Annotated in this window: 12 protein-coding genes and 1 pseudogene; 11 read left to right on the forward strand and 2 right to left on the reverse strand. The window is 62.4% G+C overall.

What is annotated here, in order from left to right; translation table 11 throughout:
• Positions 1 to 176: 176 nt before the first annotated feature.
• From dnaA to gyrB, 3 genes are all read left to right on the forward strand, one after another.
• On the forward strand, positions 177 to 1,580 hold the full coding sequence (gene dnaA / locus PMI40_RS20055; protein ID WP_008119135.1) for a chromosomal replication initiator protein DnaA: 1,404 nt from the start codon (positions 177 to 179) through the stop codon (positions 1,578 to 1,580).
• Positions 1,581 to 2,229: 649 nt separating this feature from the next.
• Positions 2,230 to 3,336, forward strand: coding sequence for a DNA polymerase III subunit beta (gene dnaN / locus PMI40_RS20060; protein ID WP_008119137.1), 1,107 nt, complete (start codon positions 2,230 to 2,232; stop codon positions 3,334 to 3,336).
• Positions 3,337 to 3,462: 126 nt separating this feature from the next.
• Positions 3,463 to 5,961: a DNA topoisomerase (ATP-hydrolyzing) subunit B gene (gene gyrB / locus PMI40_RS20065; RefSeq protein WP_008119140.1), complete on the forward strand. Its 2,499-nt coding sequence runs from the start codon at positions 3,463 to 3,465 to the stop codon at positions 5,959 to 5,961.
• A 167-nt stretch (positions 5,962 to 6,128) separates the two neighbouring features.
• Here gyrB and PMI40_RS20070 read toward each other — a convergent pair whose 3' ends face one another.
• Both PMI40_RS20070 and PMI40_RS20075 read right to left on the reverse strand, forming a co-directional pair.
• Positions 6,129 to 6,512, reverse strand: a complete 384-nt coding sequence (locus PMI40_RS20070; RefSeq protein WP_008119142.1) for a helix-turn-helix domain-containing protein — start codon at positions 6,510 to 6,512, stop codon at positions 6,129 to 6,131.
• Between the two features lie 30 nt (positions 6,513 to 6,542).
• On the reverse strand, positions 6,543 to 6,806 hold the full coding sequence (locus PMI40_RS20075) for a helix-turn-helix domain-containing protein (RefSeq protein WP_008119144.1): 264 nt from the start codon (positions 6,804 to 6,806) through the stop codon (positions 6,543 to 6,545).
• A 408-nt stretch (positions 6,807 to 7,214) separates the two neighbouring features.
• Between PMI40_RS20075 and PMI40_RS20080 the strand changes: the two genes are divergently transcribed.
• From PMI40_RS20080 to PMI40_RS20115, 8 genes and pseudogenes are all read left to right on the forward strand, one after another.
• A complete protein-coding gene (locus tag PMI40_RS20080; RefSeq protein ID WP_008119145.1) occupies positions 7,215 to 8,489 on the forward strand; it encodes a DUF445 domain-containing protein in 1,275 nt (424 codons plus the stop codon).
• Between the two features lie 212 nt (positions 8,490 to 8,701).
• The gene (locus tag PMI40_RS20085) at positions 8,702 to 9,568 is read left to right on the forward strand and encodes an STAS domain-containing protein (RefSeq protein ID WP_008119147.1); all 867 of its coding nucleotides are present in this window, start codon (positions 8,702 to 8,704) and stop codon (positions 9,566 to 9,568) included.
• A 3-nt stretch (positions 9,569 to 9,571) separates the two neighbouring features.
• Positions 9,572 to 9,928: an STAS domain-containing protein gene (locus tag PMI40_RS20090; protein ID WP_008119149.1), complete on the forward strand. Its 357-nt coding sequence runs from the start codon at positions 9,572 to 9,574 to the stop codon at positions 9,926 to 9,928.
• Between the two features lie 28 nt (positions 9,929 to 9,956).
• Positions 9,957 to 10,364: an anti-sigma regulatory factor gene (locus PMI40_RS20095; RefSeq protein ID WP_008119151.1), complete on the forward strand. Its 408-nt coding sequence runs from the start codon at positions 9,957 to 9,959 to the stop codon at positions 10,362 to 10,364.
• Complete coding sequence (locus PMI40_RS20100; RefSeq protein ID WP_008119153.1) at positions 10,349 to 11,377, forward strand: ATP-binding SpoIIE family protein phosphatase; 1,029 nt, start codon at positions 10,349 to 10,351, stop codon at positions 11,375 to 11,377. Before PMI40_RS20095 ends, PMI40_RS20100 begins: the two co-directional genes overlap by 16 nt.
• 4 nt (positions 11,378 to 11,381) lie before the next feature.
• Positions 11,382 to 13,181, forward strand: a complete 1,800-nt coding sequence (locus tag PMI40_RS20105) for an ATP-binding protein (RefSeq protein WP_008119155.1) — start codon at positions 11,382 to 11,384, stop codon at positions 13,179 to 13,181.
• Positions 13,182 to 13,203: 22 nt separating this feature from the next.
• A complete protein-coding gene (locus PMI40_RS20110) occupies positions 13,204 to 14,724 on the forward strand; it encodes a response regulator (RefSeq protein ID WP_008119157.1) in 1,521 nt (506 codons plus the stop codon).
• 271 nt (positions 14,725 to 14,995) lie between these two features.
• Positions 14,996 to 15,545, forward strand: a pseudogene (locus tag PMI40_RS20115) (hypothetical protein); the annotation flags it as partial.

The raw sequence follows: 15,545 nt of genomic DNA on the forward strand, positions 1-15,545 counted from the left end.
ACAACATTGGCGGATCCGGTTGCCCGCTGGCCTGTGGATAGCATCAGGCCGAGCGGCAAAAGCAGTCAGCGTCCTGTGGATAACTTGGCCGGACCAAGGTAGAATGCTCCCCTTCGTTTGCGCCGGTTCGTGCCATTTCTTGTCCGTACTGCGCGCGCCAACTTCAATAGAACGCCATGGAAAATTTTTGGCAGACGTGCACGACCAAGCTCGAGCATGAACTGACTCCGCAGCAGTACAGCGCCTGGATCAAGCCATTGATCCCGCTCGACTATGACGATGGTCAATTGCGCATTGCCGCGCCCAATCGCTTCAAGCTCGATTGGGTCAAGGCCCAGTTCGCCAACCGCATCACGGCGCTGGCCAGCGACTATTGGGAGCAACCGATCGAGGTGCTGTTCGTGCTCGACCCGCGCGGCAACCAGGCGCGCCGCACGACCACCAGTGCGCCGCCAGCGGCATCCAGCCACGGCAATGGCGCCAGCGGCCTGGGCCTGCCTACGCATGAACAGATGCACCTGGACCCGGAACCGGTACGCGCGGTTGCGCCGCGCCAGGAGCAGTCGCGCATCAACCCGGTGCTGACCTTCGACAACCTGGTTACCGGTAAGGCCAACCAGCTGGCCCGCGCAGCGGCCACGCAGGTGGCCAACAATCCCGGCGTGTCGTACAACCCGCTGTTCCTCTACGGCGGCGTGGGTTTGGGTAAGACCCACATCATTCATGCCATCGGCAACCAGGTGCTGATCGACAATCCCGGCGCCAAGATCCGCTACATCCACGCAGAGCAATACGTGCGTGACGTCGTGACCGCCTACCAGCGCAAGGGATTCGACGACTTCAAGCGCTATTACCATTCGCTGGATCTGCTGCTGATCGATGATATCCAGTTCTTCGGTGGCAAGAGCCGTACCCAGGAAGAGTTCTTCTACGCCTTCGAGGCGCTGATTGCGGCCAAGAAGCAGATCATCATCACCAGCGACACCTACCCCAAGGAAATCACCGGGATGGATGACCGCCTGATCTCGCGCTTCGATTCGGGGTTGACGGTGGCCATCGAGCCTCCCGAGCTCGAGATGCGGGTCGCGATCCTGATGAAGAAAGCGGCGGCCGAAGACGTGGTGCTGTCGGACGATGTCGCCTTCTTCGTCGGCAAGCACCTGCGCTCCAACGTGCGCGAGCTCGAAGGCGCATTGCGCAAGATCCTGGCGTACTCGCGCTTCCACGGCAAGGACATCACCATCGACGTGGTCAAGGAAGCCCTGAAGGACCTGTTGTCGGTGCAGAACCGCCAGATCTCGGTCGAGAATATCCAGAAGACGGTGGCCGACTTCTTCAACATGAAGGTCGCCGACATGTATTCGAAGAAGCGTCCCGCCAACATCGCCCGCCCACGCCAGATCGCGATGTACCTGGCCAAGGAGCTGACGCAGAAAAGCCTGCCGGAGATCGGCGACCTGTTCGGCGGGCGCGACCACACCACGGTCTTGCACGCAGTGCGCAAGATCGCCGCCGACCGCGCCAAGAGCCCGGAGTGCAATCACGAATTGCACGTCCTCGAACAGACGTTGAAGGGATAGTCCGGCTGGTCCCAGGGGCTTGTGGATAAATTTGTCCCCAGCATGCCGCACGGCGTATTGCCCTGCGGCATTTTTACGGTTGGGCCCCTGCTTCGGCGAACGCAGCTGCCCGGCGGCGACTGCCATGGTGAAAAAATGCCATAGAGCAATAAAGCAGTGGCAGATAATGAGCTTGAAAACGCCGCCAAACGTCCAGAAACCGTAAATTTCACTTCCCCTCCCCGACCTGAAAGCTCCCTCGAAGGGGGGATGATTGGTACAATGTAAGACGATATTTCGCCGGATCTCACCCGTGTTTCCACGCATTCGGTGAGGCCAGTGGGGCATCAAGGAAAATTCGAATAAAATCTGCCTACTTCGGCGAAATTTGATTCAATTGTTCCTATTGTTTTGCCAAATGCATCAAGCGGACGCTGATCGTCGACGCTGTTTGCAATGCCGTAGCAATGCAGCGGCCAGGGGCCCCAGGTAGCCGGGGCTGCATGGCCCAAGCGACCTTGCTTTGTAGCCGGGGGCTGCTGGCAGGCGAAAAACGACGGTGCGATCCACCACTTCATCGCAGGGAGGGCACGTGCGGCACTGGTGTAAGCGAGAAGCTGGAAGCAGCCAACAGCATCCTTTGAACCACTATTAGCAAGGACACACAGATATGCAATTGGTTAAAACCCAAAGAGATACGCTCCTGCGGCCCCTGCAGATTGTGAGCGGTATTGTCGAGCGTCGGCACACCATGCCGATTCTGGCCAATATCCTCATCAGCAAGGAAGGCGAGCAGGTCTCGTTCCTGTCGACCGACATCGAAGTGCAGATCACCACGCATGCCGAGGTCGGTGCCGGCAGCGATGCCGCCAAGATCACCGTCGCGGCGCGCAAGTTGCTCGATATCCTGCGGGCGCTGCCGGATTCGGGCGAGGTGTCGATCTCGTTGTCCAACAAGCGCCTGACCGTGCAGTCGGGCAAGTCGCGCTTCGCGCTGCAGACGCTGGCCGCCGAAGAGTTCCCGATCATGAAGGAGGCGGAGCAGTACAACGCCCAGGTCGCCCTGCCGCAAAAGACCTTGAAGCACCTGTTCAACATGGTGCACTTCGCCATGGCGCAACAGGACATCCGTTATTACCTGAACGGCCTGTTGCTGGTGGTCGAGGGCAAGAACGTGATCGCGGTTGCCACCGACGGCCACCGCCTGGCGTTTTGCCAGGTCGTGACCGAAGCCGAGTTCCCGCGCCAGGAAGTGATCATCCCGCGCAAGACCATCATCGAATTGCAACGCCTGCTCGACGACAGCGACGACGAGGTCAAGCTGGAGATCGCCAACAACCAGGTCAAGCTGAGCTTCGGCGACATCGAGTTGATTTCCAAGCTGGTCGAGGGCAAGTTCCCTGACTACACCCGGGTCATCCCGAGCGGCTACAAGAACGGGTTCACGATCAGCCGCGAGCAGCTGCTGCGCTCGCTGCAACGCGCCGCGATCATGACCAGCGACAAGTTCAAGGGTGTGCGTTGGGTGGTGGCACCCGGCAGCCTGAAGATCAGCTCCACCAATGCGGACCAGGAAGAAGCGGTCGAAGAACTCGAGATCGACTACGGTGGCGACAGCGTCGACATCGGCTTCAACGTCAGCTACCTGCTGGACGTGCTCAACAACCTGAAGCACGACTACGTGCACATCGCGCTGGGCGATTCCAACTCGCAGGCCTTGATCACCATCCCCGACAACGCCGACTTCAAGTACGTCGTCATGCCGATGCGTATTTGACGCGACAGCGTCTGCAAGTGACCGAGGGGCCGTTCGATACGGCCCCTCGGTCGCTTTTAAGAAATCCGTTTTTCCCCCGTTTTTGCAGTCTCCTAGTCGTTCGGCTAGCTCATTCAGAAGGTAACCATGTCCTCCAGCCCAGCAGACAACACCAATTCCGCGCAACAAAGCTACGGCGCCTCGTCCATCCAGATCCTGGAAGGGCTGGAAGCGGTCCGCAAGCGCCCCGGCATGTACATTGGCGATACCTCTGATGGCACCGGCCTGCATCACCTGGTGTTCGAAGTGCTGGACAACTCGATCGACGAGTCGCTGGCCGGCTACTGCACCGAGATCCACGTCACCATCCACGCCGACAATTCGATCTCGATCACCGATAACGGCCGCGGCATCCCGACCGGCCTGAAGATGGACGACAAGCACGAACCCAAGCGTTCGGCAGCCGAGATCGTGATGACCGAGCTGCACGCCGGCGGCAAGTTCGACCAGAACTCGTACAAGGTGTCGGGTGGTCTGCACGGCGTGGGCGTGTCGTGCGTCAATGCGCTCTCGAAGATGCTCAAGCTGACCATTCGCCGCGACGGTCATGTGCATACGATGGAGTTCGCCAAGGGCATCGTACAGAACCGCGAGCTGGAGACCGTGGACGGCGTTGCCGTGTCCCCGATCAAGGTCGTGGGCGACACCGACAAGCGCGGTACCGAAGTGCATTTCTGGGCCGACGAAGAGATCTTCACGCACGTCGAATTCCACTACGAGATCCTGGCCAAGCGTATCCGCGAGCTGTCCTTCCTCAACAATGGCGTCAACATCAAGCTGTCCGACCAGCGCACCGGCAAGGAAGAACTGTTCGCCTTCGAGGGCGGCACCCGCGGTTTCGTCGAATACATCAACAAGAACAAGAACGTGCTGCACCCGACCGTGTTCCAGGCCACCGGCGAGCGCATTTCCGACCACGGCACCAACATCACGGTGGACGTGTCGATGCAATGGAACGATGCCTTCAACGAGCAGGTGCTGTGCTTCACCAACAACATCCCCCAGCGTGACGGCGGCAGCCACCTGACCGGCTTGCGCGCGGCGATGACGCGGGTCATCAACAAGTACATCGAAGAGCACGATTTCGCCAAGAAGGCCAAGGTCGAGGTATCGGGTGACGACATGCGCGAAGGCCTGACCTGCGTATTGTCGGTGAAGGTGCCGGAACCCAAGTTCAGCTCGCAGACCAAGGACAAGCTGGTGTCGTCCGAAGTGCGCGGCCCGGTCGAGGAAATCGTCGCCAAGACACTGACCGACTACCTGATGGAAAAGCCGAACGACGCCAAGATCATCTGCGGCAAGATCGTCGAAGCCGCGCGTGCCCGCGAGGCTGCCCGCAAGGCGCGCGAGCTGACGCGCCGCAAGGGCGTCATGGATGGCCTGGGCCTGTCGTCCAAGCTGGCCGATTGCCAGGAGCGTGACCCGGCCCTGTGCGAACTGTACATCGTCGAGGGCGACTCCGCGGGCGGGTCGGCCAAGCAAGGCCGCGACCGCAAGTTCCAGGCCATCCTGCCGCTGCGCGGCAAGGTGCTCAATGTCGAAAAGGCCCGCTTCGAGAAGATGCTCTCTTCCGAACAGATCACCACCCTCATTGCCACCCTGGGCACCAGCATCGGCGTGGACGAATTCAATGCCGACAAGCTGCGCTACCACCGCATCATCATCATGACCGATGCCGACGTCGACGGCGCGCACATCCGCACGCTGCTGCTGACGCTGTTCTATCGCCAGATGCCGCAGCTGGTAGAGCGCGGTCACATCTACATCGCCCAGCCGCCGCTGTACAAGGTCAAGGCCGGCAAGGACGAGCGCTACCTGAAGGACGATATCGAGGAAGCGCAATACATGATGCAGATTGCGCTCAACGATGCCGAGATCAAGCCGGCCGAGGACGCGGCCCCGATCTCGGGCGACGCCCTGGTCGAACTGGCGCGTCAATACAATACCGCCAACGCGATCATCCTGCGGCTGACCCGTGCCATCGACGATGCCGCCCTGAGCGCCATCATGAACGGCGGCGTGGTGCTGCAGCTGGACGACCTGCAGCAGGCCGAAGCGACGGCGATCGAATTGACCCGCGCGATCAACGACCCGACCGTCGAGGTGGTGGCCAAGCAGGACGAATTGTCCGAAAAGCTGGCGTTGCACATCCGTCGCCGCCAGCACGGCAATATCAAGGCCACGGTGATCGATGCCGATTTCGTGTCGGGCCCCGACTACCAGGTGTTGTCGAACGCCGCCCAGACCTTCAAGGGCCTGATCCGCAAGGGCGCCACGGTCGCGCGCGGCAATGGCGACAAGCGCAAGGAGTCGGCCATCATCGACTTCCGCCAGGCCATGAACTGGTTGCGCGACGAAGCCGAGCGCGGCGTCAACAAGCAGCGCTACAAGGGACTGGGTGAAATGAACCCGGAACAGCTGTGGGAAACCACGATGGACCCGACCGTACGCCGACTGCTGAAGGTGCAGATCGAAGACGCGATCGCCGCCGACCAGATCTTCATGACGCTGATGGGCGACGATGTCGAACCGCGTCGCGCTTTCATCGAGAGCAATGCGCTGCAGGCCGGCAATATCGATGTGTGATGTGGCTGTCCGATATCACCGGACAGGTCGGCGATGAATCGTCCCGTTCGCCGGGCAAGGACATCATCAAGAAGCAAATAAAAAAGCCAACTCGTCAGAGTTGGCTTTTTTGTTGCCGGTGCCGAAACCGATGCACCCAGGACCCGCAAACCGTGGTCGCTAGCAGCTCAACGTTCAGCCAGCAGCGCCGTGAAAAGCTGCTGGTCGCACAGGTCGCCGACGCTGATGCCGAGGGCTTCGCCCAGTGCTTCCATGTGATGGATGGAGAAGTTCGGCCGGCCGCGCTCGAGTTCGCTCAGGTACTTGCAGCTCAGGCCGGCGCGCGCCGCCAGTTCGCGCTGGGAGAGGTCCTGCAGGCGACGCGCCTTGCGCACGTTTTCGCCGAAGACCTGGCGTGCGCTGGGTTTGCCCGAATCGGATGGAGCGTCCTCGACCAGGTTGTCGACAGTGTAGCCGCCGCGTGACTTGCGTCCGTTGGAGGCCTCTTCCACGCATAGCATCAGGAATTGCTGTGTGCGAAGATCAGGGTAGAAAAAATCGATGTCAGTCATGGCAGTCCGAAAGAGAGATGTTCAGTCGACTCAGTCCAACGCGATATTTGCCGCAACTGAAAACAACGTGGGGTTGAGCAGATCGGGAAGGGTGAGATCCAAGGCAATGGCGAGCGCTTCCATATTGTTCACGGAGATGTTGCGTTCACCGCGCTCGACTTCGCTGAGGTAAGTACGACTTATATCTGCACGGAAGGCAAGTTCTTCCTGGGAGATCTCTTTCAATCTGCGCGCTTTTCGAACGTTTAGTCCAAATATTTCGCGAGAGCTGAGCAATGGTTTCGTCTTTTTCATCGCTCAAAGAATCCGATGTCTTGCGATGACGGTCCACCATCTAAACTTGATCGACTCGCTACTATAAGCGACATTTTTTACATTCCAGCAGAAATGGGTTTGTGGTTCGAAAGTTGTCGATGTGCGAAGTTCGGCACACCCGACTTGTCAACCTGGAGCATGCACGCGACGTCAGGACGCACAGTCGACGTCGCCGCTTCGATTGCCAACCGGTGGTTAAACTCCAGCGCCTGGGCCGCATTTTGACCGACGACTGCGACGAATGTGCGGCCGGACCACTGCTTGCCGCAACTATCAAAGCGCATCGATACAAGCCCCCGCCGATCACGAGCCGCACCTGCTTGCCAGTACTAGGACTATCATCGTCGAATGCAAAAAACGCCCATCACTTCACGATCGAGCCATACCATGGACAAGGCAACCGCGCTGCGGCGCGCCAAGCTGCTGGCACTGGCCTGGCTGGTCGGCGCGGCGCTGGTCTTCGTTGCCGCCTCGCTGGCGCCGCGCATGTTGTGGAGCGACCTGCTGCGCGCCATGGCCGAGGCGGCGATGGTCGGCGCCCTGGCCGACTGGTTCGCCGTGAGCGCCCTGTTCCGCCGGATTCCCATTCCGCTGCTGTCGTCGCATACCGCCGTCATCGCCCGCAACAAGGACCGCATCGCCGATAACCTGGCGGTGTTCGTCGAGGAAAAATTCCTCAACCCGCATGCACTGGCAACGCTGATCAAGCGCCACGATCCGGCGCGCCTGGTCGCCGAGTGGCTGGCCGATCCGGCCCATGCCCGGCAAGTGGGCACTTATCTATGTGCCGCGCTGGCCCAGGTTTTGGATATGGCCGACGACCGCGCCATCCAGCGTTTCGCGCGCGAGGCCATGCATGCCGCATTCGAACGGGTCGACCTGTCGCGTTCGCTGGGTGCGATCCTCGATGTGCTCACCCGCGACGGACGCCACCAGGAACTGCTGGACCAGGCCATCGGCCAGGTAGCCGCCTTGCTCAATCGCGATTCCACCCGCGCCTTCATTGCCGAACACATGGTCCAATGGTTGCGCCAGGAGTACCCGAAGATCGAGAAGCTGTTGCCGTCGACCTGGATCGGCGAGAAGTCGGCCGATACCCTGGCCGAGATCATCGACAAGCTTCTCACCGGTATTGCCAACGATCCCGAGCATGCGCTGCGCCGCGCCTTCGACGAGCAATTGGCGGCATTCATCGAGCAACTCAAGCACGACCCCGCAATGCAGGCGCGCGGCCAGCGCATCAAGCAGGAATTGCTGGAGGGCGAGGCAGTCAGCACCTACCTGTCCGGCCTGTGGGGAAACATCCGCGGCTGGTTGCAGCGCGACCTGGCCCAGCCCGACTCGGCCCTGCACGCCAAGGCCAGCGGCGCGGCGCAATGGATCGGCCAGGCGCTGCAGGACGACCAGCACCTGCGCGCCACGCTCAATGCGCGCCTGGAACAGGCCATCGCCACGCTTGGTCCCGAGATGACGCAATTGCTCACGCGCCACATCAGCGAGACCGTCAAGAACTGGGATGCCGTTGAGCTGGCGCGCCAGGTCGAACTCAATATCGGCCGCGACCTGCAATACATCCGCATCAACGGCACGGTGGTCGGTGCCCTGATCGGCGCTGCCTTGTTTGGCGCCACGCTGGCATTGCAGTGGGCGATACACCGGTGAGCAACAAAGGCGAGCTGCATTGTCCACAGCAGGGGGGGGTTATGGATTCCTACAAGCGGTGTCGGTCATGTCTGACAAGCGCCATATTGACCGATCTCCTAGAATGATCTGCCCTGCCGCCGGGGTAGACGGAGCGCGGCAGGAAGAAAATTCAATTCAACAATCGCCCGCACCCAGCGGTGCCGGGGCACGCCTTGCCAAGGATAATAAAGATGACATCGGCACGTACTGAGCAATTGGTTCAGGTACTGGTTCAACAACACGATATTCTGCTCGATGGCTGGATCAATTCGCTCGTGAGCAAGATGGGCCGCAAGGACAAGGGCGGCGAGCTCGAAATCCGCCGCCAGGCCGAGCAATTCCTGCCACTGTTGTCGAAGACCCTGCAAAGCGCGGACAGCCGCGACATCGACAGCTCGGCCTGGGGCGATCTCAGGCACCTGCTGTCGGAACTGTCGCGTTCGCGTGCGCAACAGGGCTTTTCATCGCTCGAAACCGCCAGTTTCGTGTTCGCATTGAAGGAACCTCTGTTCCAGTACCTGCGCGCGGCGCTGGTTGACCAGCCGCAACAACTGGCCGATGAGATCGCCGCCACCAGTTCGCTGTTCGACCGACTGGGGCTGTTTACGATCGAAGTGCACCAGAAGGCGCGCGAACAGGTCATCCTGCGCCAGCAGCAGGAGCTCATGGAGTTGTCCACCCCGGTGGTGCAGCTGTGGAAGAACGTGCTGGCGCTGCCCCTGATCGGGACCCTCGACAGTTCGCGCACCCAGGTCGTCATGGAAAGCCTGCTGCAGAAGATCGTCGAGACCGGCGCCATGATCGCCATCATCGACATCACCGGCGTACCGACGGTTGACACGCTGGTGGCGCAGCACTTGCTCAAGACCATCGCCGCGGCGCGCCTGATGGGTGCCGACTGTATCGTCAGCGGCATCCGCCCGCAGATCGCCCAGACCATCGTTCACCTGGGTGTGAACCTGGAAGACGTGATCACCAAGGCCACGCTGGCCGACGCCTTCCTGGTCGCGTTGGCACGCACCGGTTCGCAGATCTCGTTCAACAAGGCGGCTGACTGAACCATGGAGAGAATTCCTATCCTGCGCATGGGACGGTTGCTGCTGGTGACCATCCAGGTCGACATGCATGACCGGCTGGCCATGGCGTTGCAGGACGACCTGACTTCGCGCATCGTCAGCGACGGCGCCAAGGGTGTGCTCATCGATATCTCGGCGCTGGATGTGGTGGACTCGTTCATCGGCCGCATGATCAGCAACACGGCCTCGATGGCCCGCGTGCTGGACGCCCAGACCGTGGTGGTGGGCATGCAACCGGCGGTGGCCATCACCCTGGTGGAACTGGGACTGACCTTGCAGGGTGTCAAGACCGCACTCAATGTGGAGCGCGGAATCAAGCTGCTGGAAACGGAGCCCAAGTGAGACCGCACTGCAGGTTGAGGGGTGCGCCATGAATGAACCGGTCCAGGACATGCCGTTGCATACCGACGAAGACGTCGTGCGCCTGCGCAAGCTGGCGCGCGACATGCTGGTGCGGCTCGGCTTTTCGCTCGTGGAGCAGACCAAGATGGTCACTGCGGCCAGCGAACTGGCACGCAACACCTTGCGCTACGGCGGCGGCGGGCAGGCACATCTGCGCGAGCTCAGCGAAGGCACGCGACGTGGCATCGAACTGGTGTTTGCCGATGAAGGGCCGGGCATTGCCGACATCGGCCTGGCGCTGACCGACGGTTATACCAGCGGTGGCGGGCTGGGTCTGGGACTGTCGGGCGCCAAGCGCCTTTCAGACGAATTCGAAATCCGTACCGCGCCTGGCGAAGGCACTGAAGTGACAATAAGAAAATGGAAAATGTTCTAACCGCGTCTCGCACGCAGCAGGTCCTCGCGGTCAATGAATCCATCGATATCGGCGCCTGTCGCCGTGCCGCATCCGATCTGGCGCGGGATGTCGGTTTTCATGCCGATCACGCCGCGCGCCTGGCGCTGGTGGTGAGCGAAGCGGCGACCAACGTACACAAGCACGCCGGGCGCGGTGAAGTATTGATGCGTACCGTCTATGGCACCGACGCCGACGGTGCACGTCTATCGGGCATCGAATTGCTGGCCATCGACGGCGGTCCGGGCATTGCCGATATCGGCGCCTCGATGGCCGACGGCACCTCCACCGGCGGCACCTATGGCGTGGGCATGGGCACCATCGAGCGCCAGTCGGACGCCTTTGCGCTCTACTCCGTAGTGGGCCAGGGCACCGTATTGCGCGCCGTGGTATGGGAGCGCAAGGGCGCCGTGGTCGAGCCATGGCAGTGCGGGCTGATCTGCGTACCGATGCCCAGCGAGCAAAGCTGTGGCGACGCCGCCTGGTGCGCCGCCGACGACGGGCAGGCATTGCTGATGGTCAGTGACGGGCTGGGGCACGGCGATGCCGCCGCTGCCGCCTCGGATGCGGCGCTGGAGATCATGCACGGCGCCGCCTTGACGGCGCGCCCGGCCGAGTTGCTGCAACGCATGCATCCGGCGCTGCAACGCTCGCGAGGCGCGGCGCTGGCCGTGGCCGCCATCGCCGACGACCAGGTGGTATTCGCTGGCGTGGGCAACATCGCCGGGTGTACGCTGTACCACCAGCAACGCAAGCACCTTATCTCGCACAATGGTATCGTCGGTCACAACCTGCGCAAGGTGCAGCAGTTCGCCCTGCCCTGGCAGGACGGGATGCTGCTGCTGATGCATTCCGACGGACTCGGCAGTCGCTGGAACCTGGATGACTATCCGGGGCTGGAAAACGCCCACCCGGCCTTGATCGCCGGTGTGCTGTATCGGGACTTCTATCGGGGCCGCGACGATATCACCGTCCTCGCCCTTCGCAAGGGATAGCAGCATGGCGCAACGCATACTCACCGTGTCGATACGCAACGAGGTCGACGTTGTCGCCGCGCGTCAGCGCGCGCGCCAGATCGCCGGCCTGTGCGGCTTCACCCACCAGGACCAGGTGCGCATCGCCACCACCATCTCGGAACTGGCGCGCAATGTATTTCGCTATGCCACCAATGGCCAGGTCGAGTTCTTCCTGGAAGGCACCACCGCACCGCAGACGCTGTTGATGCATGTGCGCGACCAGGGCCCCGGCATTGCCGACCTGGAGCTGGTGCTGAGCGGCAATTACCAGTCCAGTACCGGCATGGGGCTGGGGCTGCTGGGTGCCAGGAAGCTCATGGATGCATTCGAGGTCCATACCGGTCCCGGGCGCGGCACACTGGTGATCCTGCGCAAGCTGCTGCCGCCCAGCGCGCGGCTGGTCACTACGCTGATGCTGGGCGAGATGGGCGCATCGCTGACGATCCAGCAGCCCGATGTGGCGTTGTCGGAAGCGCAGCACCAGAACCAGGAACTGCTGGCCACGCTGGCCGAGCTCAAGACGCGCCAGGACGAATTGCTGCAGCTCACGCGCGAGCTGGAAGACACCAATCGCGGCGTGGTGGCGTTGTATGCCGAGCTCGACGAAAAGGCCGATCACCTGCGTCGCGCCGACCAGGCCAAGTCGCGCTTCCTGTCCAACATGAGCCATGAATTCCGCACGCCGCTGTCGTCGATCCGGGCGCTGGCCAAGTTGCTGCTGGACCGTGTCGACGGCGAGCTGGGCGTCGAGCAGGAGCGCCAGGTGCGCTTCATCCTCGACAGCGCGGGCGCCCTGACCGACCTGGTCAACGACCTGCTCGACCTGGCCAAGATCGAGGCCGGCAAGGTCGAGGTCCGTCCGGCTACATTCCAGGTCGGCGAGATGTTCAGCGCGCTGCGCGGCATGTTGCGGCCGTTGCTGGTGTCCGATCGCTTGCAGCTGAGCTTCGAGGCGCCCGACGATTGCGAGATGCATACCGACGAGGGCAAGGTCGCACAGATATTGCGCAACTTCATCTCCAACGCCATCAAGTTCACCGAGAGCGGCTCCATCAATGTGCGTGCCGAGGTGCTGCCGGGTAATTCGGCGGTGCGCTTCTCGGTGACCGACACCGGCATCGGCATCGAGGCGGCCAACCTGCCGATCATCTTCGAAGAATTCAGCCAGGTCGAGAACCACCTGCAGCGCCACGTCAAGGGGACCGGCCTGGGTTTGCCGCTGTGCCGCCAGCTGGCCAACGTATTGCAGGGCGAAGTGGGCGCCAGCAGCCAGCCGGGCGTGGGCTCGACATTTACGGCCACCATTGCGACGCACTATACCGGCAAGCTCGCCGGCGACGGCATGTCATCCGAGCGCTTGCGCCAGGCAGCCGCCGACGACGGGCGTCGCGCGGTGCTGGTGGTCGAAGACCGGCCCGAACTGCAGTTGCTCTACGAACGTTATCTGCACCAATCCGAATTTCGCGCGATAGCGGCCACGTCGCTGGCAGAGGCCGAAACGGTATGGCGTCATACCGAGCCTTGCGCCGTGGTGCTCGACCTGTTGCTGGGCAACCGCGACTCGTGGCACTGGCTGGTGCAGATAAAGCGCGATGAGTCGCGCCGGCATGTGCCGGTGATCATTGCCTCCGATATCGATGACAAGCGCAAGGCCATCGGGCTGGGTGCCGATGCGTATTTCCAGAAGCCGCTGGAGCGCGACGAACTGCTGGCCGCCTTGCGCGCGCTGGTATCCGGGCAGCTCGACAGGACCACCTCGACCGCCAACGCGGTGAACATGTGACGCATCGCGAGGTCCACTGAACATGCCCCTTCAAGAACCGCTCATCCTCAACGTCGACGATACCAACGCCGCCCGCTATGCCCGCACCCGCATCCTGACGCGAGCCGGGCTGAAGGTCATCGAGGCCGCCAGCGGAACCGAGGCCCTGGCGCTGGCGCGCGAGTTGCGCCCGACGCTGATCCTGCTCGACGTCAAGCTGCCCGATATCCATGGCATGGAGGTGTGCTCCCGCCTCAAGGCCGACCCGGCCACTTCGTTCATCCTGGTGCTGCAGACCTCGGCCTCCTACATCGATGTCTCCGACAAGATCCGCGCCCTCGATGGCGGCGCCGACAACTACCTGTTCGAACCGATCGAGCCGGCCGAGCTGCTGGCCAACGTACGCGCCTTGCTGCGCCTGGCCAAGGTCGAGAACGAATTGCGCGAGATCGACCGCCGCAAGGACGAGTTCCTGGCGGTGCTGGCACACGAACTGCGCAACCCGCTGGCCCCCATGCGCAACGCCATCGCCATCCTCGACGCACGTTCCCCGGCGGCGCCCGACTGGGAACTGCGGGCGCGGGCGACGATCTCGCGTCACCTCGATCACATGGTGCGGCTGGTCGACGACCTGCTTGACGTGTCACGGCTGTCGCACGACAAGTTGGCCCTGCAGATGAGCCACATCGATCTCGGCGGCGTCATTGCGGCGGCCGTCGAAAGCACCCGCGGCCAGTTCGAGCGCAAGCAGCAGCAACTGTCGTTGACGCCCATTCCGATTGCGCTGACGGTCCATGGCGACGAAGTGCGGCTGGTGCAGGTGCTGGTCAACCTGCTCAACAATGCCTCCAAGTTCACCGCCATCGGCGGCCACATCGAGGTACGCCCCGAGATCGTGGCCGATCGTGTCAGGTTGCACATCGTCGATGACGGTATCGGGCTCGCGCCCGAACGCATGCACGAGATCTTCGGCATGTTTGCCCAGGCCAATGCACTTGGGCATGATCGCCAGGACGGCCTGGGCATAGGCCTGTCGCTGGCGCGCAGCCTGGTCGAACTGCACGACGGCACGATTTCGGCCTATAGCGCAGGCCTGGGCAGCGGCAGTTGCTTCACCGTCGAGTTGCCGCTGGTGCAGGGCGCCATCGCCGATGGTGGCGCCGATAGCCAGGTCGAGGCCGCGCCGATCCCGGCTGGGGGTCGTCGCATCCTGGTGGTCGATGACAACGTCGATATCGCCGACACCATGAAGGAGCTCATGGAACTGCTGGGCCACCAGGTCACCGTCGCCTACAGCGGCACCCAGGCCTTGCAACTGGCCGCGGCGTCGCCGCCGCAGGCGGTGCTGCTCGATATCGGCCTCAAGGACATGACGGGCTACGACCTGGTGCGCGCGCTGCGCAAGATCGATGTGGTGCGCGATGCGTTCATGGTGGCGTGCTCCGGGTTCAGTGGCGACGACGACAAGCAGCGCGCCATCCATGCCGGGATCGACCTGTATCTGGTCAAGCCCGTCAGTATCGATCTCCTCAGTTCGCTCGATTTCGACCGTTCGCCCGCCTAGCGACGGGCCTTTGCCCCCGGGGCAGCCGCTCGTGCTGCCTGCTGTCCTACGAAGTTTCCCGCCTTCGTCCTATGGATGAGGAACCGCGGCAGCCGTAAATTCTGCCTGTCGATTCGAACCGTGATGATTGCGCGCGCCGCACTGCCGGCGTAGCCAGAACCAACACAGCCTTGCCATGAAAACAAACGGATCAAGCGAATCGACGCGAGCCTGGTCGCGGTCATTGTCGGCCGCATCAGGCGTGATGCTTATTGGACACTGAGGAGGCAACATGAACAACCACGTTGTATATAACGAGAGCGCCGGCTTTGTCGCCGCTGGCGCCACCGCTGGCGAATCGGCCGCATTGACCGGCTCGGGCGTTTCCTGGGGGGCCGTCCTGGGCGGCGCCGCCGGGGCGGCCGCACTGTCATTCATCCTGTTGATCCTGGGCTTCGGTCTTGGATTCTCGTCGGTCTCGCCCTGGTCGGGCGAAGGCCTGTCGGCCAAGACCATCGGTATTTCCGGTGCCGTCTGGCTGGTCTTCACCCAACTGGCGGCGTCGGCCATCGGTGGCTACCTGGCCGGTCGCCTGCGGGTGAAGTGGGCTGGCGTGCATACCCGTGAAGTGTACTTCCGCGATACCGCCCACGGCTTCTTGGCTTGGTCGGTTGCCACCCTGGTCACCGCCGCCGTGCTCGGTACCGCCATCAGCAGCGTCATCTCGGGCGGCGTGCGCGCCACCGGCGCTGCAGTAACCGCCGTCGGCCTGGGCCGGGATGCCGGCGGCGATCAGGGTGCTGGTGACCGACTCCATGATCTTGGGGACCACTTCGCGGCGG

Source organism: Herbaspirillum sp. YR522 (assembly GCF_000282575.1).
Lineage (GTDB): Bacteria > Pseudomonadota > Gammaproteobacteria > Burkholderiales > Burkholderiaceae_D > Herbaspirillum.